We start from the raw sequence: 22,519 nt of genomic DNA on the forward strand, positions 1-22,519 counted from the left end.
CGTGGCGATAAAACAAGACCCGGTCGATATCGTTATCGTCGGTTTCGGCTGGACCGGTTCGCTGATGGCGATGGAACTGGCGGAAACCGGCCTGAATATCCTGGCCCTGGAGCGCGGCGAGCAGCGCGATACCTATCCCGATTTCGCCTACCCGCGCATAATGGATGAATTGACCTACGGTATCCGGTTAAAGCTCTTTCAGAATGCGTCAAAAGAGACGGTAACCGTGCGGCATACCACCAGCGAAACCGCGCTGCCTTACCGGCGTTTTGGCTCCTTCCTGCCGGGTGACGGCGTCGGCGGCGCCGGTGTGCATTGGAACGGCATGCTGTGGCGCCCCCTGGAGGCCGATCTGCGCATGCGCAGCACCGTGATTGAGCGGTACGGCGCGGATTTTATCCCCCAGGATATGACGGTGCAGGACTATCCCTTTACCTACGCGGAGATGGAGCCGTTTTTCGATAAATTCGAAAAAATTTGCGGCACCGCCGGACAGGCCGGCAATCTCAAGGGCGAAAAAATCGCCGGCGGCAACCCCTTCGAGGCGCCGCGCCAGAACCCGTATCCAACCAAGCCGCTCAAGCAACAGTATTCCGGCATGCTGTTTAGCAAAGCGACGACCGAACTGGGCTATCATCCGTTTCCGCTGCCGGCGGCGCTGTGCAGCGAACCTTATACCAATCCCTATGGCGTTCAGTTGGGGGTGTGCAACTACTGCGGTTTTTGCGAGCGCTTCGGCTGCTTTAATTACGCTAAGGCGTCGCCGCAAAGCACCGTGCTGCCGGCGCTCTATCAACATAAAAACGTTGAGCTGCGCACCCAGTGCCATGTGCTGCGCGTCAATACCGATGCCGCCGGCACCCGGGCGACCGGGGTCACCTATATCGACGCTAACGGCCAGGAAGTGGAACAGCCCGCCAGCCTGGTGGTGCTGAGCGCGTTCCAATTGCACAACGTACGTTTGCTGCTGTTGTCGAAAATCGGCAAGCCTTACAATCCCGCCACTGGCGAAGGCGTGGTCGGGCGTAACTATGCCTACCAGATGAACGGCGGCGTCGCGTTGTTCTTCGACCCGGACACCCATTTCAATCCCTTTGCCGCCACCGGCGCCACCGGTACGTTTATCGATGATTTCAACGCGGAAAACTTTGACCACGGCGGGCTGGGATTCATCGGCGGCGCCACGCTTTCCGCCACCATTACCGGCGGGCGCCCCATCCAGCAGATGAGCATTTCCAACCAGGCGCCAAAATGGGGAACCGGCTGGAAGAAGGCGATCAAAGATAATTACCTGCACACCATGAGCGTCGGTTCGTCCGGATCGGTGATGCCGTATAAACAGTGCTACCTCGATCTCGACCCCACCTATAAAGATCATCACGGCCAGCCGCTGCTGCGCATGACCTTTGACTGGCAGCAGAACGAGCTGAAAATGACCCATTTTATCGGCGGCAAGGCGGAGGAAATCGCCAAGGCCATCGGGCCTGAGCATTACGAAATGGGTTTTAAAGGCATGAACGCCCACTACGACGTGCGCCCCTACCAGTCCACTCATACCACCGGCGGCGCGGTGATGGGCGATAATCCCGCCACCAGCGTGGTGAACAAGTACCTGCAAAGCTGGGATGTCCCCAACCTGTTTGTGCTGGGCGCCTGCTGTTTCCCGCAGAACCTGTCGTATAACCCCACCGGTATTGTCGGCGCCACCGCGCTATTTGCCGCCAATGCGATTCGCACGCAGTATTTGGCCAACCCCGGACCGCTGGTCCAGGCTTAACAGGGAAGGGACTGAGATGAGCACTCTATGGAATGCAGCGCTTCCCTTGCTGGCGCTGGCGCTGTTGCCGGCCGCGGTCAACGCGGCAGCCGATAGCCAGCCGGCCGGCAAAGGACAATATCTGGCCACCGCCGGCGACTGCGTGGCCTGCCACACCGCCGCCGGCGGCAAGCCGTTTACCGGCGGGCTGAAAATGTCCACGCCGCTGGGGGCGATTTACTCCACGAATATTACGCCGGACAAAGACACCGGTATAGGCGACTACCGCTATGAGGATTTTGCCAAAGCGGTGCGCGAAGGCGTGGCGAAGGACGGCCATCACCTCTACCCGGCCATGCCTTATACCGCGTTCGCCAGGATTAATGATGAAGATATGCACGCGCTGTATGATTTTTTTATGCAGCAGGTGCCGGCGGTGAAGCAGGCCAATCGCGACAGCGATATCCCCTGGCCGCTGAATATGCGCTGGCCGCTGGCGGCCTGGAACTGGGTATTTCATGATGATGATGCGTTCAAGCCGGACCGCGGCCAAAGCGAAGAGTGGAACCGGGGCGCCTATCTGGTGCAGGGGCTGGAGCATTGCGGCACCTGCCATACGCCGCGCGGCATCGCGTTCCAGGAGAAGGCGCTGGATCAGTCCGACGACGCCTACCTGACCGGCGGCACGCTGGAGGGCTGGCATGCGCCCAATCTTACCGGTACGGGCAAAGACGGCCTGGGGCGCTGGTCGGCGGATGAGCTGGCGATGTTCCTGAAAACCGGCCATACCGATACCAGCGCGGCCTTCGGCTCCATGACGGATGTGGTGGAACACAGTACGCAATACCTGAATGACGCGGATTTGCGGGCGATGGCGGTCTATCTTAAATCGTTGCGGCCGTCCGCCGCGGCGCCGGCGCCGTACGCGGATGATGTCACTTCCGCGGCGCTTATCCGGGGCGATATGAGCAAACCGGGGGCGCAGGAATATATGGACAACTGCGCCGCCTGCCACCGTATCGACGGCCGGGGTTATGCCAAAACTTTCCCGGCGCTGGCGCGCAATCCGGTCGTGTTGAGCGACGATCCGTCGTCGTTAATCAGCATCGTTTTGCATGGCGGTAAAATGGCGGTCACCAGGGACGCCGTGACGGGCCTGACCATGCCGGACTTCGGCTGGCGCCTGGACGACAAACAGGCGGCGGATCTGCTCAGCTTTATCCGCGGCGCCTGGGGCAATGACGCGCCGGCGGTGAGTGCCAACGCGGTGGCAAAACTGCGCCACGCGACGTCGACGGTGGAGCGCAAGGACCCCAATAAGGCCAATGAGCCGAATACCGGACAGGCGCATCAGTAACGCGTTTAGCCTCCGCGCCAGGCGTACGCGGGTGCCGCGTACGCCCGTCCCTCCCGGCCGGCGGCGCGCCGTCAGACCCAGAAAATAAGCGCCAGCAGCTGCGGCGACAGAATGCGCAGGAACATCACCATCGGGTAAACCGTGGCATAGGAAAGCGCCGCCGCGCCGCTGGTGCCATGCAGGGCGTTGGCGAAAGCCAGCGCCGGCGGGTCGGTCATCGAGCCGGCAAGCATGCCGCAAAGGGTGAGATAGTTCATCCCGAACACCACGCGCGCCAGCAGGCCGACGCCTAGTAGCGGAACGGCGGTGATGATGATCCCGTAGCCCAGCCACGACAGGCCGTCGCCCTGGATCAGCGTGTGCACGAAACCGCCGCCGGATTTAAGGCCCACCACCGAGAGAAACAGCACGATGCCCAGCTCGCGCAGCGCCAGGTTAGCGCTGGGCGGCATAAACCAATAGAGTTTGCCGATACTGCCGATGCGTCCCAGGATAATCGCCACCACCAGCGGTCCCCCGGCCAGGCCGAGGCGCAGCGCGGCGGGAAAGCCCGGTACGTACAGCGGCAGCGAGCCCAGCAATACGCCCAAACCGATGCCGATAAACACCGGCAGCATCTGCACCTGCTGCAATTTTTGCCGTGCGTTGCCCACCAGCGCGGCCACGGCATTGATTGCCTCCGCCCGGCCCACCAGGTTGAGGATATCGCCGAACTGCAGACTGGCATGGCTGCCGGCCACCAGTTCCACCCCGGCGCGGTTCAGGCGGGAAACCACCACATCGTATTTCTGTTTAAAATTCAGGTCGCGGATCTTTTTGCCCAGGACTTTTTCGTTGGTGACCACCACCCGCTCCATGCGCAGGTCGGTGCCCTGCATGGACAGCGACGTGTCCACCTGCTGGCCGATCACCAGGCGCGCTTTCTCCAGATCGCTTTTCAACCCCACCAGGTGCAGCAAATCGTCCTGTTGAATCAGGGTGGTCGGCAGCGGGACAATCAGGCTCTCGCCGCGCTTTAAGCGCGAACAGACGATTTCGCTGCTGTTGAGCACCGGTACCTCTTGCATCGCCAGCCCTTCGAGATTGGCGTTGACGACACGGATATTCATGGTCTGCAGCTGGGCGTGGCCGGCGCCGCTGGCGCTATCGAATTGTTCCGCCTCGCGCTCGACATTGATGCGCAATGCAAAGCGAATAAACCACATGGTCAGCAGGATGCCGCAGATGCCGAAGGGGTAGGCCATGGCGTAGCCCATGCCCATCTGGTTAATCTGGGCGGGACCGGTGCCGAGATCGGTGAGAATTTGCTGACCGGCGCCGAGGGCCGGCGTATTGGTTATCGCGCCGGCAAACACGCCGAGCACCACGGGCAGGGGGACGTTAAACGCTTTATGGATCAGGGCCGCGAGCAGCATCCCCAACACCACCACCAGCATGGCGAAAAGATTGAGCCGCAGGCCGGAGACGCGTAATGAGGAGAAAAATCCCGGCCCGACCTGGATGCCGATGGTATACACAAATAGGATAAGCCCGAATTCCTGGATAAAATTCAGCATATCGCCGTTCAGGCTCAGTCCCGCCGTATGGGCGAAATGGCCGACGATAATGCCGCCGAACAGCACGCCGCCGATACCCAAACCCACGCCGTATATACGCCAGTTACCTATCCATAACCCTATCACCGCCACCAGTGCCAGCATACTGACCGTCAGTGCTATATCGCTCATTGCCGCATCCCTGGAAAATCATGAGGTTGTTGTCGGGTATTCTGGCAGAGGCGTGGCGAAGGAAATGAGGTAAAGAGCACAAAACATCAAGCTATATGAACCACGGGTGATAGTTGCGTCTATTGATTATCGAGCTCATCTTCCAGCCTGCGGCAGCCTGGTTCATGACCTGATCGCATAGCGGTTCGCCTTATGAATTTGATTGCACCGGATTGAGACGATACATTAAGAGAAAAATTTTCAGCGATTGTCGGCCGCAGCATAGACATCATCGTTATCGCGCTTGCCTATAGCGATGACAGCAACAGGATTTCCTTATCATTAACTTCATAAACCAGCCGGTAGCCGCTGGCCCGGAGTTTAATTTTATAACGGTTGCTGCTGCAATGCAGCTGAGCTGAAGGTACATGCGGCTGCATAAGGCGCTCGGCAAGTTTCTTTTTAAACTGATCCCGCACGGTATTACCCAGTTTGTGCCACTCCTTTAGCGCCCGCTTTTCAAATTTTAATTCATAATTCATCGAGTTTTACGCTGATAAACGCAGGGTCAACCAAACGCTCATCAGCAATCCGGTTTAACTCGTCATCTTCCGCCAGTTCCCGATAATAAGCGTAAAGCTCGGGGGGGACGCAGTAAAACGCGGGCTCATTATGGTTTAGGATAGCCACTGCGTTGCCTCCGCCGTCGGCGACCGTCCCCATCGGGTTACGTTTTAGCTCAGTAATACTGGCGGCGGTAGAGGTCAAAATTGTAAAGGTCATTTTTAGTCTCCTGTTAGCTTCGCTTGTTTTAAGTCTTTTAAAGGTGCTTTTCAAGGCGCCTCTAAACACACTTCTAAGAGCGACCCTACCTGTTTAAATAATGGTGGTTTGCATCAATTTCAATCTCATCCGCTTATACCGTCTTTGGGACTGGTGATATTGAAAACCCTGCGGGACAGTGGCGTGGTCCCGCGCATACGGACGTTCGTCGAGCGGGAATCGGCACAGGTATCTGGACGCGTGATAGTGGTCTTTACCTGTACACGGCAGGTCTTATCGCGTCAATTTGCTTGATTGATAACACCGAAGGGGATATGCACGGAGGGAACAACCGCGCTGGCGGTCAGAAGATAGGGAGACCGATCATCGAAAAAAATGTGTGGTTTCAGTACCCCCTCATACATTGACTTTTTCAATACCGCCGAGAAAGAATGCGTCATTCGCCATCACGCCCCAGCTCTTCAACGTGTTTAAGGCGCGTTCATGTGATGGCGCATTCCTGGCGGTGACTATGGAAATTCTCAGGCGATTTTCATAACCCGGATGTAGAATCTTATACTTTTCTTCCACGGATTGAATTTTCGCCATCCTGACAAGAAATTCCTTTAAGGGGCCAGGATTGTGCGGCTGCATGACGTTTTTGACTTTGGAACTCGTGAAATTTCCGGTATTCTTCCTCTCCCTGGCTTTTGAATACCGCGTCGGACCCTGTCAAATCAAAAACAGCGCTCGAGCAGACGCCAATAACATGACGATGCCCAAGATCGTAGGCCATTCAATTTTCCTCAGTTTTATTCTCCCCTGAGACTGCCTTTAAGCTTGCCGCCCGGCGCATCAGGATCTCGCGCCGGCGGTTTGCGCCACCAGTACCTGGATGCCCAAGGCCTCGAATGCGGCTTTTGCGTCGGAGGTAATGCCGCTGTCGGTAATCAGATAATGAATCTTGCGCCATTCACAGGGCAGGGCGAACATCGAGACCTTATCGATCTTGGTGGAGTCCGCCACCACAAATACCGTATTGGCCGAATTGATCATCGCCGTTTTCACCTTGATGTCCGTTTCGCTGGGATAGCTCAGCCCGGCGCGCGGTGAAATACAGGCGGTGGCCAGGAACAGTTTTTCCGCCAGCATATTTTCGAAAAAGCTGGCGGCTTTCTCGCCGGAAGTCGACAGGGTGGGAAATTTAAAGGTACCGCCGGTCAACAGGATATTCACCCCCGGCTCGCCGCCTAATTGCAGGGCGATATTGACGGCGGTGGTGATGACCGACAGCTTTTTGATATGGTTCAGATGATTGGCGATAGCCGTGGTGGTGGTGCCCGCATCCAGGATAATGGTGTCGCCCGGCTCGATAAAACTGGCCGCCAATTGCCCGATGGCGTCTTTTTCGCCAAGCTGGGTCTGGCGCGCCAGCAGCAGCGCGTGGGTATTCTGCTTGCCGTCCAGCAGCGTCGCGCCGCCGTGGTAGCGTTGGATATAGCCTTGCTGCTGCAGCACGCGTAAGTCTGAACGGATCGTCGCTTCGGTCAGGTCAAAGGTATCGGTAAGCATTTTCACCGACACGGTGCCGTCTTCTTTTATCATTTCCAGTATTTTGCTGCGGCGATGCTGCATATCAGCCCACTGCTCATTTTTGCTTTTCAATCATGATACTCCTATCGGTATTCCATCCCCCGAGGCTTACCGGCAAATAGTAACGTCGCGCGCAGGCGAAAGCGAGTTGCGTCGGTTGTCTTTTTTTTGATTTTCATTCGAAAATGAACAGGAAAAAGATAGCTAAAAAATCCTACATTTCAGCAGGTTAATCAGGGTCAATTTTGCCATCAAATTTATAACACGCTGAAAAACAAGCTTATGTCATCATATTCAGTTTTTGTTTGAAACCTGATCATGGCCTCATAAATGATCAAAATGACAATATATAGTTTTATTCGAAAATGAATTAAACCACCCCCGCGCGCGAAAATCGCCATCATTTACCGGCTGTGACGACGGCCTTTCACCCATGGAGACCCGTGATGAACGATAATCAGTATGACGTCAATCTGCGCTATGGCGTGGACCCAGCGCAATCGCTGGCCGGCAAGGTGGCGGTGGTCGCCGGCGGCCTGGGCGGCATCGCCATGGCCGCCAATCGCATGATGCTGGCGAAAGGCGCGGCGCTGGCGCTGCTTTATCCGGCTTTCGACAGCGCGGGCAAAGCCGCGGCGGCGGCGGAATTGGGCGAGGACCGGGTCAGCTATATCGAATGCGATGTCGGCGACCCGGCGCAGGTCGCGCAGGCGTTTAACCAGGTGGAGCAGCGCCGGGGCCAGATCGATATCCTGGTGAACTGCGCCGGTTACGTACAGCTGGAGCCGGCAATCGACACCGCCTTCGACCAATGGCAACAACATCTGGCGGTAAACCTGACCGGTCCGTTCCTGTGCGCGCAGGCCGCCGCCCGCAGCATGATAGCCCGCGGCCGCGGCGGGAAGATCATCAATATCGCCTCCCAGGCCGCCTCCATCGCCATCGATAATCATTGCGCCTATACCTCTGCCAAAGCCGGCCTGCTGGGCATGACCAAGGTGATGGCGAAAGAGTGGGCGCCGCACCGCATTAACGTCAATACCCTGTCGCCCACCGTCGTATTGACGCCCATGGGCGAGAAAGCCTGGCGCGGGGAGAAAGGGGAGCAGATGAAAAAATTAATTCCGCTGGGACGCTTTGCCTATACCGACGAAATCGCCGCCGCCATCGTGTTTTTCGCCAGCAACGGCAGCGACATGATTACCGGCGCGGATCTGATGATTGACGGCGGGTTTACCATTTGGTAACCGGCGCGCCGGAGGACGAATTCAGGCAAACCACGTTGTGCACCCGTTGTACCCACGGTAAAAAAAACAATGACCACGAGAGACCTTATCATGAAAAAATATCTTACCCTGTTCGCCCTCATGGCGGGTTGTTATCTGCCGCACGCCTTCGCCGCCGAGAAAGGCACCATCGCCATCTTGGTCAACTCCCTTGATAACCCCTATTACTCCGCCGAGGCCAAAGGCGCCGAAGCCAAAGCGCAGGCGATGGGCTACAAAACCCTGGTGCTGTCCCACGGCGAGGATGTGAAACGCCAGGGGGAGCTGATAAGCCTGGTTATCGGGCGTAAAGTGCAGGGCATCATTCTGGATAACGCCGACTCGCAGGCAAGCGTAGCGGCGGTAAAACAGGCTAAGGACGCCGGCGTGCCGGTGGTGCTTATCAACCGGGAAATCCCGGTGGATGGCGTGGCGCTGGCGCAGATCACCCACAATAACTTCCAGGCCGGCTCCGATGTGGCCAATGAATTCGTCGAAAAAATGGGAGAAAAAGGCAGCTATGCCGAATTGACCTGCAACCTGGCCGACAACAATTGCGTGACGCGTTCAAAATCTTTTCACAATGTCATCGACCAGTATCCGGAGATGAAAATGATTGCCCGCCAGGACGCCAAAGGCAACCTGCTTGAAGGGAAACGTATCATGGACAGTATCTTACAGGCCCACCCCGATATCAAAGGCGTGATATCCGGCAACGGTCCGGTGGCGCTGGGGGCGATAGCGGCGCTCAAAGCCGCGGGCCGTAAAGATGTCACCGTGGTCGGCATTGACGGCAGCAACGATGAACGCGACGCCATCAAGGCCGGTGATCTTTATGCCAGCGTCATGCTCCAGGCACAGGCCATCGCCTCCCAGGGCGTGGAAATCCTTGACCAGTATCTGCAAAAAGGCAGCTATAGCGGTAAGGAACGCATCATGTTCCGCGGCATTCTGATTAAACAGAACAACGCCGATAAAGTGAACGGTTTTAATTATCAGCAATAACGACGGCGATCGTCACCGATGTGTATCGCGCCCCGTGGCTGCGCGGGGCGCGTAAGGAGATAAAACGGATGTCAACGCGCATGCTATGGGCGGTGCTGGTTGCCGTGGCGTTATCCGGCTGCCGCATCGTGTCGGAGCGGCAGCTGGCGGAGCTGAAAAACCCGCCGAACGCCAATGTAGCCAAGGCGGCACAGTTATTCGACCAGAAAATCGCGCCCCAGGTGATCGCCTCCGCCAGGCCGTTGGGCAGCCTGCTGACGCAAATCGGCCATGCCAAGGATTTTGACGCCGCCTGCCAGCAGTTCGGCTACCGCAGCCAGGAAGAAAATCCCTGCGTGTTTGCCGTCTCGGTGACCGGCGCCATCAGCGAGGTGAATACCACCTCCCGCAACGGTCAGATAGTGATAAAGAGCGACGACGCGGCCGGGGAAGTCAACGTGCAGATTGGCCCGACCTTTCGCGGCACCGATTTGCGCGACAGCTATCGCGGGCTGAGTTATGCCGACTTTAACGATCAGAATCTGTTTGGTGATTTCAGCAAGGCCATTAACCAGCAGGCTATCAACACCGTGGCGAAACAGACCTTTGCCGTCGGCGGCAAAGTAACGGTGTACGGGGTGTTCAGCGCCTTTGATACGCCGCAACCGCCGCTGCTCATCACGCCGGTTAAGATTACGCAATAAGGAGAGCGCCATGGCAAACCCCCGCACCGCCGCCGCCGAACCCCGGTCCCATTATGTCAACGATCGGGTTACGCCGCGCGCCTCCCTGCGCCAGGGCGCGCCGGTCATTATCGAAACCCGCGGCGTATCGCGGCTCTATCCGGGCGTGGTGGCGCTCGATAATGTTGATTATCGGGTCTACCGCAACCAGGTTAACGTGCTGATCGGTGAAAACGGCGCCGGTAAATCCACCATGATGAAAATGCTGGCCGGCGTCGAAACCCCCACCAGCGGTCAAATCCTGCTCGACGGCCAGCCGGTGGCGCTCGGCTCCACCCATCAGGCGGAAAAACTGGGCATCAGCATTATTTTCCAGGAACTGAATCTGTTTCCCAACATGACGGTCATGGACAATATTTTTATCGGCAACGAGTTTTTCCAGCGCGGCCGCATCAATGTGGCTTACCAGTATCAACTGGCGAAGGCGCTGCTCGAACGCCTGGAACTGGATGTCGATCCGCTCACGCCGCTGGAGGAGCTGGCGATCGGCCACCAGCAGTTGGTGGAGATCGCCCGCGCGCTGTCAAAAGACACACGGGTGCTTATCATGGACGAACCGACGTCGGCGCTGAGCCAGTCCGAGGTCAAGGTGCTGTTCAACGTTATCGAACAGCTTAAGCGCCGCGGCGTCACCCTTATTTATATCTCCCATCGGCTGGAGGAACTGATGGCCATCGGCGATAGCATCACGGTCTTGCGCGACGGCAAATTCGTCGCCGAGCGCGCAATCGCCCAGGCGAGCATCCCCTGGATCATCGCCAGCATGGTGGGGGAAAAAGCCAAGCATTTTGATTACAGCCCGGCGGTGAAAGGGGAGGAGGTCCTGGCGGCCCGCGGCCTGACGCTGCTGCATCAAAACGGCGGCTACGCCCTTAACGGCGTCGGTTTGACCCTGCACCGGGGGGAAGTGGTGGGCGTGTATGGGCTGCTGGGCGCCGGGCGCACTGAGCTGTTCAAGACGCTGCTCGGCGTGTTTAAACCCGATGCCGGCGAGATAACCCTCGGCGGCCGGCGCATCGAACACCTTTCGTTCCGCCGGCGCCTGGCGCTGGGCATGGCGCTGGTGCCCGAGGACCGGCAGGCGGAAGGATTGGTGCAGTTGCTGTCGATCAAAGCCAATATGACCCTCTCCAGTTTGCGCAGCAAACGCTTTTGGCAAACGCTGCTGCCGATACGCAATGACAAGGAGTCCGGTGCGGTGCGGCGGATGATCGATACGCTGGCCATCAAAGTCAGCGATGTCGATCTGTCGGTCACCTCCCTGAGCGGGGGCAACCAGCAAAAGGTGGTGCTGGGCAAAGCCTTGCTGACCCAGCCGCAGGTGGTATTCCTCGACGAACCCACCCGCGGCATCGACGTGGGGGCGAAAACCGATGTGTATCATTTGATCGGCGCCATGGCGCAGCAGGGACTGGCCGTGATGTTCTCCTCGTCCGAACTGGACGAAGTGATGCAACTGGCGGACCGGGTCATTGTCATGGCCGACGGTAAAATCACCGCCGACCTGCCGCGCGCCGGGGTAAACCGGGAAACGCTTATCCGCGCTTCGACGCCTCATGATTAAGGACAGGTTATGCAAAGCCGAAAATATCTCGTTTATATGTATTTGCTCAAGGCGCGCACCTTTATCGCCCTGCTAATCGTCATCGGCTTTTTCAGCGCCATGGTGCCGAACTTTATCACCACCTCGAACCTGCTGATTATGACGCAGCATGTCGCCATCACCGGCCTGCTGGCGGTGGGCATGACGCTTGTGATCCTCACCGGCGGCATCGATCTGTCGGTCGGCGCGGTGGCCGGGATGTGCGGCATGATCGGCGGCGCGCTGCTCACCCTCGGCATCCCGCTATGGGGCGACAACCTGTTGTTTTTAAACGTGGTGGAGACAATTATCGTGGTGGCGCTCGCCGGTACGGTCATCGGCGCGATCAACGGCGTGGTGATCACCCGGCTGGGGGTGGCGCCCTTTATCTGCACCCTGGGCATGATGTATGTGGCGCGCGGCGCGGCGCTGCTCACCACCGACGGCAAAACCTTTCCCAATCTCTCGGGCCTGGCGGCCCTGGGCAATACCGGCTTCGCCACGCTGGGTTCCGGCACCCTGCTGGGTGTGTATAACCCGATCTGGCTGATGGCCGCCATCGTATTGCTGGGCATGTACCTGACTAAAAAAACGCCGCTGGGACGTTATATCTACGCCATCGGCGGCAACGAGCCGGCGGCGCGCCTGGCCGGCGTGCCCATCGTGAAAGTGAAGATTTTCGTCTATGCCTTCTCCGGCCTGTGCGCCGCGCTGGTCGGACTGGTGGTGGCCTCGCAATTGCAAACCGCCCATCCGATGACCGGCAACATGTTCGAGATGGACGCCATCGGCGCCACGGTGCTCGGCGGCACGGCGCTATCCGGCGGACGCGGGCGGGTGTTCGGTTCCATTATCGGCGCTTTTGTCATCGTGTTTCTTGCCGACGGCCTGGTGATGATGGGCGTCAGCGAATTCTGGCAAATGGTGATCAAGGGCCTGGTGATCGTCACCGCCGTGGTAATCGATCAGTTCCAGCAGCGGCTGCAAAGCAAGGTCACGCTGATGCGCCGCCACGAAAAAAAGCAGCAGGCGGCGCAGCAGGCGATGTCTGAGGCGAGCCATGGCTAAGCGCCGCGCCGGCTGAACGCGCGGATCCATTCCGGCGCGCGGCGGATGTCGTCGCCAACAACGTGGAGATAACATGATGAAACGAGATTTCAGTGGTAAAACCGTGGTGATTACCGGCGCCTGTCGCGGCATCGGCGCCGGCATCGCCGAACGTTTCGCCCGCGACGGCGCCAATCTGGTGATGGTCTCGGACGCCGAACGGATATTCGCCACCGCCGATCGGCTGCGGCAACAGTACGGCGCGGACATTTTACCGTTGCGGGTCGACGTGACCGACGAGGCGCAGGTGCGGGATCTGTACCGGCAGGCGCTGGAGAAATTCGGCGCGGTGGAGGTGTCCATCCAGAACGCGGGCGTCATCACCATCGATTATTTTGATTCGATGCCGAAAAGCGATTTTGAGCGCATATTGGCGGTAAATACCACCGGCGTATGGTTATGCTGCCGCGAGGCGGCGAAAATCATGGTGAAACAGCGGTACGGCAGCCTGATCAATACCTCCTCCGGCCAGGGACGGCAGGGGTTTATCTATACGCCGCACTATGCCGCCAGCAAAATGGGGGTCATCGGCATCACCCAAAGCCTGGCCCATGAACTGGCGCCGCATAATATTACGGTCAATGCGTTTTGCCCCGGCATTATTGAAAGCGAGATGTGGGAGTATAACGACCGGGTCTGGGGCGAAATCCTCAGTACCGACCAAAAGCGCTACGGTAAAGGCGAACTCATGGCGGAGTGGGTACGCGGCATTCCATTGAAACGGGCCGGGCAGCCGGCGGACGTCGCCGGATTGGTGGCGTTTTTAGCCTCCGACGACGCCCGCTACCTGACCGGGCAAACCATTAATATCGACGGCGGCCTGATCATGTCCTGACCGCGGCGGCGGCATGAACAAAAATGTTCATGAGGTGAATTGATTGCATCACCAGACGGCGGCATGATGCTAAAGCCCGGCACCGGTGTTAACCGGGCGGTCTTTCAGCACAGGTGTCCATGCGCATGGCGAAAATCAACACAGCAATGATTGAACAGATACTGGCCCTGGTCGGCGGCCGGAATAATATCGCGGTTTGCGGCCACTGCATGACGCGGCTGCGGCTCACGTTGAAAGACAGCGCGCGCGTCGATGGCGCGGCGCTGAAAAAAATCGCCGGCGTGCTGGGGGTGATCGAGGGGGATGATCAGCTACAGATCGTGCTCGGCCCCGGCAAGGCGCAAACCGCGGCGGATATCATGAATGCTGCGCTAAGCCGCGTGGAGCCGCAGGCAGACGAGGGCGCAGGCGATCTCATCACTATCGCCGCGCAGAATAAAAGGCAGCTCAAATCGCGCCAGAGCGGCGCCCTGCATCACTTTTTCACCCGCTTCGCCACCATCTTCACGCCGCTTATACCCGGCTTTATCGCCGCCGGATTACTGCTGGGGATCGCCACCCTGCTGGAGCAAAGCCTGGTTATCGGGGTTGCGTCGCCCAATGCCTGGCTTATCGGCATCATCGGTTATATGAAAGTGTTCAGTAAAGGCCTGTTCGCTTTTTTGAGCATCCTGATAGGCCATAACGCCCAAAAGGCGTTTGGCGGCACGGGAGTGAACGGCGCCATTATCGCCTCGCTGTTTGTCCTGGGTTACGTCCCGGACGCCAGGGTCGGGTATTATTCCGGTATCGACAGCTTCTTTGGCCTGCCCATCGATCCCAGGGGCAGCATTATCGGCGTGCTGATCGCCACCATCATGGGCGCCTGGGTCGAGCGCAGGGTGCGCAGGGTGATGCCCGATAATCTGGATATGATTCTGACCCCCGTCATCACCCTGCTGATCATGGGGGCGGTGACCTTTGTGGTGATCATGCCGGCCGGCGGGGCGCTGTATAAGGGCATGTCATGGCTGTTTCTGCACCTGAACGGCAACCCGTTCGGCAGCGCCGTCCTGGCGGGCCTGTTCCTGCTTGCGGTGATGTTCGGCATTCACCAGGGGTTTGTCCCGGTTTATTTCGCCCTGATGGATGCCCAGGGGTTTAATTCGCTGTTTCCAATCCTGGCCATGGCCGGCGGGGGACAGGTGGGGGCGGCAATGGCGCTGTACGCCAGGGCGAAAACGGGTTCGCTGCTGCGCACCCAGATCAAGGGCGCCATTATCCCAGGCATCCTCGGCGTTGGAGAGCCCTTGATCTACGGCGTCACGCTGCCCAGGGTAAAACCTTTTGTCACCGCCTGTCTTGGCGGCGCCGTCGGCGGGTTCTTCCTGGGCGCCGTCGCCTATCTGGGATTACCGGTCGGCCTCAATACCGTTTTTGGTCCTTCCGGTATCCTGTCCATCCCGCTGATGACGTCCGCGCAGGGCATCTATGCCGGGATGATGGTCTATAGCGCCGGGCTGCTGGTGTCCTATGCCGCCGGCTTTATCATCACCTGGCTCTGCGGCAGCAAAAACGTTGATTTGAGTTAATTCCCCCGCCGCGGCGTCCCGCCGATGTGCGCTTTGTGACGAAACATTTGTCGGCAGGTGGGGGGAATGCGCGCATAACGCCCAGCATCGATAAATAATGTGGCATAATGGCGTCAATCTGGGCATAAAGAGATAATGGATAATGCTACTAATCAGTGCGGCAAAAGGTATCGGGCTGCGCAAGAATATTGCGCCGGTCATTCCCTCAAGCGCTGAAATAGGGTACAAGGCTGCATGAAAATTCCAAATAGAATCCAACCGCTGGTGGATGACGGTCTGATAGACTCTGTGGTCCGTCGCCTGCGCAGCGGCAAAGAGGCCGACGTTTACACCGTGTTATGCGGTGAAGAGATTCGTTGCGCCAAAGTTTACAAAGAAGCCACGCAACGCAGCTTTAAACAGGCCGTGCAATATCAGGAAGGGCGCAAAGTCCGTAACAGCCGCAACGCGCGCGCGATGCAAAAAGGCTCGAAGTTCGGACGCAAACAGCAGGAAGACTCCTGGCAGACGGCGGAAGTCAATGCGCTGTTCCGCCTGGCGCAAGCCGGCGTGCGCGTACCTCAGCCCTATATTTGCCTGGACGGCGTACTGCTGATGGAGCTTATCACCGACGCCGAGGGCGTGGTCGCGCCGCGTTTGAGCGACGTGATCCTGACGGAAGAAGAGGCGGTGGCCGATTTCGCCGTCATGATCCGCAATATCGTGCGGATGCTGTGCGCGGGTATCGTCCACGGGGATTTATCCGAATTTAACGTGCTGATGGATGCCGAAGGGCCGGTGATTATCGATCTGCCCCAGGCCGTCGATGCCGCGGCGAACAATCTTGCCGCCGCGATGTTCGGGCGCGATGTAAATAATATGACCGAATACTACGGACGGTTCGCGCCGCGGTTGCTGGAAACCCGCTATGCGAAGGAAATCTGGGCATTATATGAAGACGGTAAATTGACCCCGGAAACCCTCCTGACCGGGCAGTTCGCCGAAGATACCCATAAAGCCGACGTCGATTCGTTGCTTGATGAAATCATCGCCGCCGAATATGAATATTATGACCGGCAGCGGGCACAAAAAGAGCGCGATTTGTAGAAACAACGTGAACGGCCGCCAAAATACTCTGCGTAAATCACTTTTTACCCCTGTCTTTAGTTAAAGTATCAGTAACACTGATAGGGATGGGGAGTATCGCTACAAATGGATGTACTCAGATTCTTGCTGCGCCTGCCTTTTATACTGATAAAGGGCCTGTTGCGCGCGCTGACTTTTCTCCTGGGTCTGCTCGGCCGCATCATGAAACCGTTAGTCGGCAATATCCACTGGCGCGCCCCTGCCTGGTGGACGGCGCTGTCCCGTGGGCTCAAGCGCGGCGTCGGGCATATGGAACGCGGGGCGGATAGACGCCCGCTCGCCGTCAGCCTGTCGATTCTGGTCTTGCTGTGCGCCGCGGGCGCGGCCGTTTACGGCTGGCACTGGTGGCTGAACCGGCCGCAACTCATCGAATCGGCGCCGATGGTGCCTGAGCAAACCAGCGTCAGCGTCAGCGGCCCGGAAGCGGTGAATTACACGGCGCAAAAAGCCGCGCCGCAGCAGGCTATCTTCAATTTCAGCAACGCCGCCGCGCCGCTGAGCGATGTCGGCAAGGTCGTCGCAAAAGGCATTGCGCTCAAACCGGCCGTCGCCGGCGAGTGGCGATGGGTGAACGACCATAGGTTAGTCTTCACGCCGAAAAATCCGCTGCCGATGGGCGCCGGATATGAAGTGAATTTCACCCCGGACGTCCTGCTCGCGCCGCAAACCACGCTGGCGACCAGGCGGTACGCCTTCAGCGCGCCGGCGTTCGGTTATCAGCTTGGCGAAGCCGAGTATTTTCAGGACCCGCAGGATGCGCAAAAACGCAGCGCGATTTTTAACGTTCAGTTCAACGCGCCGGTGGATGCCGCCAGTTTCGAAACACGGATTGCCCTGGATCTGCTCGAAGGTAACGCCAAGTCCGGGTCGAAACTGCGTTATTCCGTGGTCTATGACCAGAAAAAGCTCAACGCCTGGGTGCACTCCGAACCGCTGCAACCCCTGGATCACGGCGGTTCGGTGCGTATCGCCATCGGCGCGGGCGTGAAAGCCGCGGTGCCGTCCAATGCCACCGCGCAGCCCGGCGGCGCGACGGTTTCCGTGCCGACGCTCTACAGCCTGGCGGTTAAAGAGGCCAGCGCGCAGGTTGTTGATGCCGATGGCGCCGGCAGCCAGCGCGCGTTGATCTTAGCCTTCAGCGATGCGGTAAAAGATAAAGACCTGCGCCGCGCGGTGAAAGTCTGGCTGCTGCCGCAGCACAATCCAAACGATCGGGATGCCGCCGCCGGCCCGGATGACTACGCCAACTGGGAGGTCGGGAACGTTGAAAATAACGTGCTCGCGCAGTCCTCGCCCGTGGATGTCCAGCTTAATGACGCCGAAAACGAGTTCCAGCCGCAGTTCAGCTTTCGTTTCGATGCCCCGGCGCACCGCGCCATGCTGGTGGAAATCGACAACGTTCTGGTTTCTGCCGGCGGCTATAAAATGCCGGAAAAAGTCTACCGTGTCGTACCGGTGCCGGAGTATCCCAAATCCCTGCAATTTGTGTCGCAAGGCTCGCTGCTGTCGGTGAACGGCGACAGGCAAATCAGCTTAGCCGCGCGTAACGTGCCGGGATTGCGTCTCGATATCAAACGGGTGATTCCCAGCCAGCTGCAGCACATTGTGTCGTTTAAGAGCCGGCAGTATTCATCGGCGGATTTCAACCGCCTGAATGATGAGTATTTTACCGAGCGCTTTACCTATCAGGCGGCGGTGAACAGCGGCCATCCGGGGGAGGTCAATTATCAGGGCGTTGATCTCTCCCGTTATCTTTCCACCGATCCGCGCTCGCATCGCGGCGTCTTCCTGCTGACGCTTACGGAGTGGGATCCCAACAAAAAGCAGGCGACGCCGGCCGCTGACGACGGCAACCCGTACCAGGACGATGACCAGCACGAAGAGGAGGCCGCGGCGGGGGATTCGCGCTTTGTGGTCGTCACCGATCTGGGCATTATCGCCAAGCGCGCGCAGGATAAAACCCGCGACGTATTTGTGCAGTCGATTCATAGCGGTACGCCGGTCGCCAACGCCAAGGTGTCGGTTATCGCCAAAAACGGCGTCACGCTGCTGAGCCGGACCACCGGCGCCGACGGCCACGTGCGTTTTCCCGCGCTGGATGTCTACACCAGCGAGCGCGCGCCGGTCATGTTTCTGGTGGAAAAAGAGGGCGATGTGTCCTTCCTGCCGGCCGATAGCAACAATGACCGCGGTCTCGACTTCTCGCGCTTTGACATCGACGGGGAAGAAACCCCGAACGACCCGCGTACGCTGAACAGCTATCTGTTCTCCGATCGCGGCGTTTATCGCCCGGGTGAGACCTTTCATATCGGCCTGATTACCCGTGCCGCCGACTGGGGCATCGGCTTGGCCGGCGTGCCGGTGCGCGCTGAAATCCACGATCCGCGCGACAAGCTGATGAGCACCATTCCGCTGACGCTGGGCGCCGGCGGTTTCAACGAGCTGAGTTATACCACCGACGATAATTCCCCGACCGGCGAATGGAATGTCTATCTGTATCTGATCGGCAAAGACGACGCGTCGTCGACGCTGCTGGGGCATACCGCGGTGAACGTGAAAGCGTTCGAGCCGGATCAGTTGCAAGTGAAACTGCAGCTGACGCCGGATCGCCGGCAGGGCTGGGTCAAACCCTCGGAACTGCGGGCCAATATCGATGTGCAGAACCTGTTCGGGACGCCGGCGCAGGATCGGCGCGTCACGTCGAAACTGACGCTGCGCCCGATGTATCCGAGCTTTGATCAATACCCGGACTATGCGTTCTACGAAGATCGCCAGAACAGCGATGGGTTTGAGACCGCGCTGGAGGACCGCCAGACCGACGCAAACGGCGCGGCGGCTATTCCGCTGGATCTAACGTCATACGCCGACGCGACCTATCAACTGCAGCTGCTAGCGGAAGCCTTTGTGGCCGGCGGCGGCCGTTCCGTCGCGGCCACGGCGCGCGTTCTGGTGTCGCCGTACGATTACCTGGTCGGGGTGAAAGCGGACGGCGATTTGGGCTACATCAATCGTGACGCCGCCCGCCACCTGAATATCATCGCCGTCGACCCTTCGCTCCGGCAGATCGCGCCGCCGGCGTTGAAAGCCGCGCTGATCGAGCAGAAATACATTTCTGTGCTGACCCGGCAGGATTCCGGCGTCTATAAATATCAATCGAAAATGAAGGAAGTGCGGCTGTCTGAACAGCCGCTGGCGCTGACCGAGCAGGGCGCCGATCTCAAGCTTGCCACCGGCCGGCCGGGCGACTTTGTGCTGGTGATTGAAGACGCGCGGGGCAAGGCGCTGAACCGCATCGCCTATAGCGTCGCCGGCAACGCTAACCTTAGCCGCGCCCTGGATCGCAACGCGGAACTGACGCTGAAACTGAACCAGGCGGAGTACGCGGCGGGGGAGGACATCGAGGTGTCGATTAACGCGCCGTACACCGGCAGCGGGCTGATAACCATTGAAAAAGACAAAGTCTACAGCTGGCAGTGGTTCCATACCGATACCACCAGTTCGGTGCAGAAAATCCGCGTTCCGGCGGGCATGGAGGGTAACGGCTACATCAACGTGCAGTTTGTGCGCGATGTGAATTCCAATGAAATCTTTATGAGCCCGCTGAGCTACGGCGTCATGCCGTTTAAAATCAGCACCAAGGCGCGTCAGAACAGCCTCAGCGTCGCGGTGCCGGCAGTGATTAAACCGGGCGAAAACCTGGCGATGACGGTGTCTACCGACGGCCCGCAGCAGGTTGCGCTGTTCGCCGTCGACGAGGGCATTTTGCAGGTGGCGCGTTATCGCCTGAAGGATCCGCTCGAGTATTTCTTCAGCAAACGTGAGCTGGGCGTTAAGAGCGCGCAAATCCTCGACCTGATCCTGCCGGAGTTCAGCAAGCTGATGCAGCTGGCGGCCGCGCCGGGCGGTGACGGCGGCGAAGGACTGGATCTTAACGTCAATCCGTTCAAACGTCAGCGCGACAAGCCGGTGGCGTATTGGTCCGGCATTACCGACGTGAACGGCGAGAAGCGATTTGATTATCAGGTGCCGGATTACTTCAACGGCAAAATCCGCGTAATGGCGATTTCCGTAACGCCGGACAAAATCGGTAAAGCGCAAACCTCGGCCGTCGTGCGCGACAACGTCATCATGACGCCGAATGTCCCGGCGATGGTGGCCCCGGGCGATGAATTTGATGTCAGCGTCGGCGTCAGCAATAACCTCGAAGGACTGAACGGCAAAACTGCGGCGATTGCGGTGCATCTCACGGTTCCGCCGCAGCTGAGCGTGGTCGGCGGCGCGGATCGCGACCTCCAGCTTGCCGAAAAACACGAAGGCGCCATCAGCTTCCGCCTGCGCGCCAATGCCGTTCCGGGCGATGCGCCGCTGGTGTTTGACGCCCAGGTGCGGGATGACGCCGGTACCGGCAAAGCCAGCCGCCGCACGCTCAGTATCTCGGTGCGTCCGGCCATGCCATTCCGTACCCAGTCCATCATGGGACGCATGAGCGGCCGTAGCCAGGATATCGCCGGTTTGCGCCGGATGTTCGATGCTTACGCGGTGCGTAAAGCGGCGGTCTCCAATTCGCCGCTGGTGCTGGCCAGCGGGTTGTCGCAATATCTGGCGGATTATCCGTATTATTGTTCCGAGCAGATCGTCAGCCGCTCGATTCCGCTGATCCTCGCGGGCGCGCACCCGGAAATCAACGGCAATCAAAGCCAGGTGGAAAACGGTAAGCAGTTGAAAAACATGCTGGCGGTGCTGCGTTCGCGCCAAAACGGCAGCGGCGCGATCGGCATGTGGCGCTCGTCGCCGGAAACCGATCCGTTCGTAACCCCGTATGTGGTGCAAGCCCTGCTGGAAGCGAGAGACGCGGGATATGCCTTGCCGGACGGTATGCTGGACGAGGCGAACGCGGCGCTGCGCGCGCTGGCCGCCAACCAGCATGACGACTTGTATACTCTGCGCCTGCGCGCGTGGGCGTCCTATCTGCTGACCCGGCAGGGGGAAATCACCACCAGTTCGCTGGCGTCGGTACAGGACGCTTTACAGCAGCGGTACCCCGACAGCTGGAAAACCGATCTCGGCGCGCTGTATCTGGCGTCGGCTTATCGCCTGCTGAAAATGGACGATGAAGCCAATGCGCTGTTGCAGCCGACCTGGACGCAACTGGGCAACGCATATGGAAAAGCCTGGTGGACCCAGGCTTATTTCGACCCGTTGGTACAGGACGCGACGCGACTGTATCTCATCACCCGTCACTTCCCGGAAAAAGTGTCCTCGATTCCGCCGCAGGTGCTGGAAAATATGATCAGGGCGCTGAAGGAGGAGCGCTACACCACCTATTCATCGGCGATGAGTATTCTGGCGCTGGAGAGTTACTCCGCGCAGGTGGCGGCACAGGCCACGGCACCGGGCGCGCTGAAAATCACGCAAATCAGCGCGGATAAACAGGTCGGGCCCAAGCTGATTTCCAGCATGCAGGGGTGGCTGGCCAAAGGCGATTTTACCGCCGATGCGCAAGCGATTCGCGTTGAAAATGGTCATGACGCGCCGGCCTGGTATGTGGTGACGCAGGCCGGCTACGATCTGGCCGCGCCGGAAAAAGCCATAGCGCGCGGCCTGGAAATCACCCGTAGTTACACCGATGATCAGGGCAAGCCGGTAACCCGGGTGACGCTGGGACAGACGGTAAGCGTGCATCTGAACATACGCGCCAACGCCAAAGAAGGGCAAAGCAATCTGGCGATTGTCGATTTGCTGCCGGGCGGGTTTGAAGTGGTGCAGCAAACGCCGCCGGAACCGGCGTCCGGCCAGGGCGATGGGGACACCGACGAGAACGGCGACGCCAACGCGCCGCCGTCCTGGCAATCGCCGCTGGCGGCCTCCGGGTCCACCTGGGCGCCGGATTACAGCGATATCCGCGAAGATCGTGTCGTTATCTACGGCAGCGCCGGCCCCGTTGCGCAGGAGTTTGTCTATCAGATCAAAGCCACCAACACCGGCAGCTTTGTCATCCCGCCGGCTTATGGCGAGGCCATGTATGATCGTGACGTCCAGGCGCTGTCCGTCGGCGGCCAAAAACTGCTGGTCGGCGCGGCGGCTAAACAATAATATGCCGCGGTCAGCGCCCCGCCATGGAGGACCGGGGCGT

The 22,519-nt window shown here is 59.0% G+C and carries 17 protein-coding genes and 1 pseudogene; 11 read left to right on the top strand and 7 right to left on the bottom strand.

The features are described from left to right. Position 1: 1 nt before the first annotated feature. Both ACL2XG_RS00625 and ACL2XG_RS00630 read left to right on the top strand, forming a co-directional pair. Positions 2-1,777: a GMC family oxidoreductase gene (locus ACL2XG_RS00625; protein WP_413723164.1), complete on the top strand. Its 1,776-nt coding sequence runs from the start codon at positions 2-4 to the stop codon at positions 1,775-1,777. 16 nt (positions 1,778-1,793) lie between these two features. After that, positions 1,794-3,113 (top strand): c-type cytochrome, encoded by a 1,320-nt coding sequence (locus tag ACL2XG_RS00630; protein WP_413723163.1) that lies wholly within the window; start codon positions 1,794-1,796, stop codon positions 3,111-3,113. Positions 3,114-3,184: 71 nt separating this feature from the next. Here the strand turns inward: ACL2XG_RS00630 and ACL2XG_RS00635 are convergent, their stop codons facing one another. The 7 genes and pseudogenes from ACL2XG_RS00635 to ACL2XG_RS00665 all read right to left on the bottom strand — a co-directional run bounded on the left by ACL2XG_RS00635 (position 3,185) and on the right by ACL2XG_RS00665 (position 7,246). After that, positions 3,185-4,840 carry a putative transporter gene (locus ACL2XG_RS00635; RefSeq protein WP_410014510.1) on the bottom strand — a complete coding sequence of 552 codons (1,656 nt, stop codon included), beginning with the start codon at positions 4,838-4,840 and terminating at the stop codon, positions 3,185-3,187. Between the two features lie 240 nt (positions 4,841-5,080). Then, positions 5,081-5,361, bottom strand: a pseudogene (locus tag ACL2XG_RS00640) (type II toxin-antitoxin system RelE family toxin). Beyond that, positions 5,351-5,602: a type II toxin-antitoxin system Phd/YefM family antitoxin gene (locus ACL2XG_RS00645; RefSeq protein WP_413723162.1), complete on the bottom strand. Its 252-nt coding sequence runs from the start codon at positions 5,600-5,602 to the stop codon at positions 5,351-5,353. The pseudogene ACL2XG_RS00640 and the gene ACL2XG_RS00645 overlap by 11 nt, the downstream one beginning before the upstream one ends. Positions 5,603-5,883: 281 nt before the next feature. Then, complete coding sequence (locus ACL2XG_RS00650; protein WP_413723574.1) at positions 5,884-6,042, bottom strand: 5'-nucleotidase; 159 nt, start codon at positions 6,040-6,042, stop codon at positions 5,884-5,886. Then, positions 5,999-6,190 carry a 5'-nucleotidase gene (locus tag ACL2XG_RS00655; protein WP_413723575.1) on the bottom strand — a complete coding sequence of 64 codons (192 nt, stop codon included), beginning with the start codon at positions 6,188-6,190 and terminating at the stop codon, positions 5,999-6,001. Before ACL2XG_RS00655 ends, ACL2XG_RS00650 begins: the two co-directional genes overlap by 44 nt. Continuing rightward, the gene (locus tag ACL2XG_RS00660; RefSeq protein ID WP_413723576.1) at positions 6,156-6,377 is read right to left on the bottom strand and encodes a 5'-nucleotidase; all 222 of its coding nucleotides are present in this window, start codon (positions 6,375-6,377) and stop codon (positions 6,156-6,158) included. Before ACL2XG_RS00660 ends, ACL2XG_RS00655 begins: the two co-directional genes overlap by 35 nt. Before the next feature lie 59 nt (positions 6,378-6,436). After that, positions 6,437-7,246, bottom strand: coding sequence for a DeoR/GlpR family DNA-binding transcription regulator (locus tag ACL2XG_RS00665; protein ID WP_410014512.1), 810 nt, complete (start codon positions 7,244-7,246; stop codon positions 6,437-6,439). A 374-nt stretch (positions 7,247-7,620) separates the two neighbouring features. Here ACL2XG_RS00665 and ACL2XG_RS00670 point away from each other — a divergent pair, with 374 nt between their 5' ends. From ACL2XG_RS00670 to ACL2XG_RS00710, 9 genes are all read left to right on the top strand, one after another. Then, positions 7,621-8,421, top strand: a complete 801-nt coding sequence (locus ACL2XG_RS00670) for a GolD/DthD family dehydrogenase (RefSeq protein WP_413723161.1) — start codon at positions 7,621-7,623, stop codon at positions 8,419-8,421. Positions 8,422-8,511: 90 nt separating this feature from the next. Next, positions 8,512-9,444 (top strand): D-ribose ABC transporter substrate-binding protein, encoded by a 933-nt coding sequence (locus ACL2XG_RS00675; protein WP_410016783.1) that lies wholly within the window; start codon positions 8,512-8,514, stop codon positions 9,442-9,444. A gap of 68 nt (positions 9,445-9,512) precedes the next feature. Beyond that, complete coding sequence (locus tag ACL2XG_RS00680; protein WP_413723160.1) at positions 9,513-10,127, top strand: DUF2291 family protein; 615 nt, start codon at positions 9,513-9,515, stop codon at positions 10,125-10,127. A 10-nt stretch (positions 10,128-10,137) separates the two neighbouring features. After that, entirely contained in the window at positions 10,138-11,730 is a 1,593-nt protein-coding gene (locus tag ACL2XG_RS00685; protein ID WP_410014515.1) for a sugar ABC transporter ATP-binding protein, read from the top strand. 9 nt (positions 11,731-11,739) lie between these two features. After that, positions 11,740-12,816 (top strand): ABC transporter permease, encoded by a 1,077-nt coding sequence (locus ACL2XG_RS00690; RefSeq protein ID WP_413723159.1) that lies wholly within the window; start codon positions 11,740-11,742, stop codon positions 12,814-12,816. 76 nt (positions 12,817-12,892) lie between these two features. Next, positions 12,893-13,690, top strand: a complete 798-nt coding sequence (locus ACL2XG_RS00695) for an SDR family oxidoreductase (protein WP_413723464.1) — start codon at positions 12,893-12,895, stop codon at positions 13,688-13,690. A 125-nt stretch (positions 13,691-13,815) separates the two neighbouring features. Continuing rightward, positions 13,816-15,261, top strand: a complete 1,446-nt coding sequence (murP, locus tag ACL2XG_RS00700) for a PTS N-acetylmuramic acid transporter subunit IIBC (protein WP_413723158.1) — start codon at positions 13,816-13,818, stop codon at positions 15,259-15,261. A 234-nt stretch (positions 15,262-15,495) separates the two neighbouring features. After that, positions 15,496-16,347, top strand: coding sequence for a PA4780 family RIO1-like protein kinase (locus ACL2XG_RS00705; protein ID WP_413723157.1), 852 nt, complete (start codon positions 15,496-15,498; stop codon positions 16,345-16,347). A gap of 105 nt (positions 16,348-16,452) precedes the next feature. Then, positions 16,453-22,479 carry an alpha-2-macroglobulin family protein gene (locus ACL2XG_RS00710; RefSeq protein WP_413723156.1) on the top strand — a complete coding sequence of 2,009 codons (6,027 nt, stop codon included), beginning with the start codon at positions 16,453-16,455 and terminating at the stop codon, positions 22,477-22,479. Positions 22,480-22,519: the final 40 nt, after the last annotated feature.

The organism is Sodalis sp. RH24, from assembly GCF_047324145.1.
In the GTDB taxonomy this organism is placed as follows: domain Bacteria; phylum Pseudomonadota; class Gammaproteobacteria; order Enterobacterales; family Enterobacteriaceae; genus Acerihabitans.

What these genes read in the sequence shown, in the direction of transcription:
- ACL2XG_RS00705 (WP_413723157.1), top strand. Translation starts at nt 15,496, where the DNA reads ATGAAAATTCCAAATAGAATCCAACCGCTGGTGGATGACGGTCTGATA.
- ACL2XG_RS00710 (WP_413723156.1), top strand. Translation starts at nt 16,453, where the DNA reads ATGGATGTACTCAGATTCTTGCTGCGCCTGCCTTTTATACTGATAAAG.
- ACL2XG_RS00650 (WP_413723574.1), bottom strand. Translation starts at nt 6,042, where the DNA reads ATGACGCATTCTTTCTCGGCGGTATTGAAAAAGTCAATGTATGAGGGG.
- ACL2XG_RS00635 (WP_410014510.1), bottom strand. Translation starts at nt 4,840, where the DNA reads ATGAGCGATATAGCACTGACGGTCAGTATGCTGGCACTGGTGGCGGTG.
- ACL2XG_RS00675 (WP_410016783.1), top strand. Translation starts at nt 8,512, where the DNA reads ATGAAAAAATATCTTACCCTGTTCGCCCTCATGGCGGGTTGTTATCTG.
- ACL2XG_RS00645 (WP_413723162.1), bottom strand. Translation starts at nt 5,602, where the DNA reads ATGACCTTTACAATTTTGACCTCTACCGCCGCCAGTATTACTGAGCTA.
- ACL2XG_RS00630 (WP_413723163.1), top strand. Translation starts at nt 1,794, where the DNA reads ATGAGCACTCTATGGAATGCAGCGCTTCCCTTGCTGGCGCTGGCGCTG.
- ACL2XG_RS00680 (WP_413723160.1), top strand. Translation starts at nt 9,513, where the DNA reads ATGTCAACGCGCATGCTATGGGCGGTGCTGGTTGCCGTGGCGTTATCC.
- ACL2XG_RS00660 (WP_413723576.1), bottom strand. Translation starts at nt 6,377, where the DNA reads ATGGCCTACGATCTTGGGCATCGTCATGTTATTGGCGTCTGCTCGAGC.
- ACL2XG_RS00685 (WP_410014515.1), top strand. Translation starts at nt 10,138, where the DNA reads ATGGCAAACCCCCGCACCGCCGCCGCCGAACCCCGGTCCCATTATGTC.
- ACL2XG_RS00695 (WP_413723464.1), top strand. Translation starts at nt 12,893, where the DNA reads ATGAAACGAGATTTCAGTGGTAAAACCGTGGTGATTACCGGCGCCTGT.
- ACL2XG_RS00655 (WP_413723575.1), bottom strand. Translation starts at nt 6,190, where the DNA reads ATGGCGAAAATTCAATCCGTGGAAGAAAAGTATAAGATTCTACATCCG.
- ACL2XG_RS00670 (WP_413723161.1), top strand. Translation starts at nt 7,621, where the DNA reads ATGAACGATAATCAGTATGACGTCAATCTGCGCTATGGCGTGGACCCA.
- ACL2XG_RS00690 (WP_413723159.1), top strand. Translation starts at nt 11,740, where the DNA reads ATGCAAAGCCGAAAATATCTCGTTTATATGTATTTGCTCAAGGCGCGC.
- murP (WP_413723158.1), top strand. Translation starts at nt 13,816, where the DNA reads ATGGCGAAAATCAACACAGCAATGATTGAACAGATACTGGCCCTGGTC.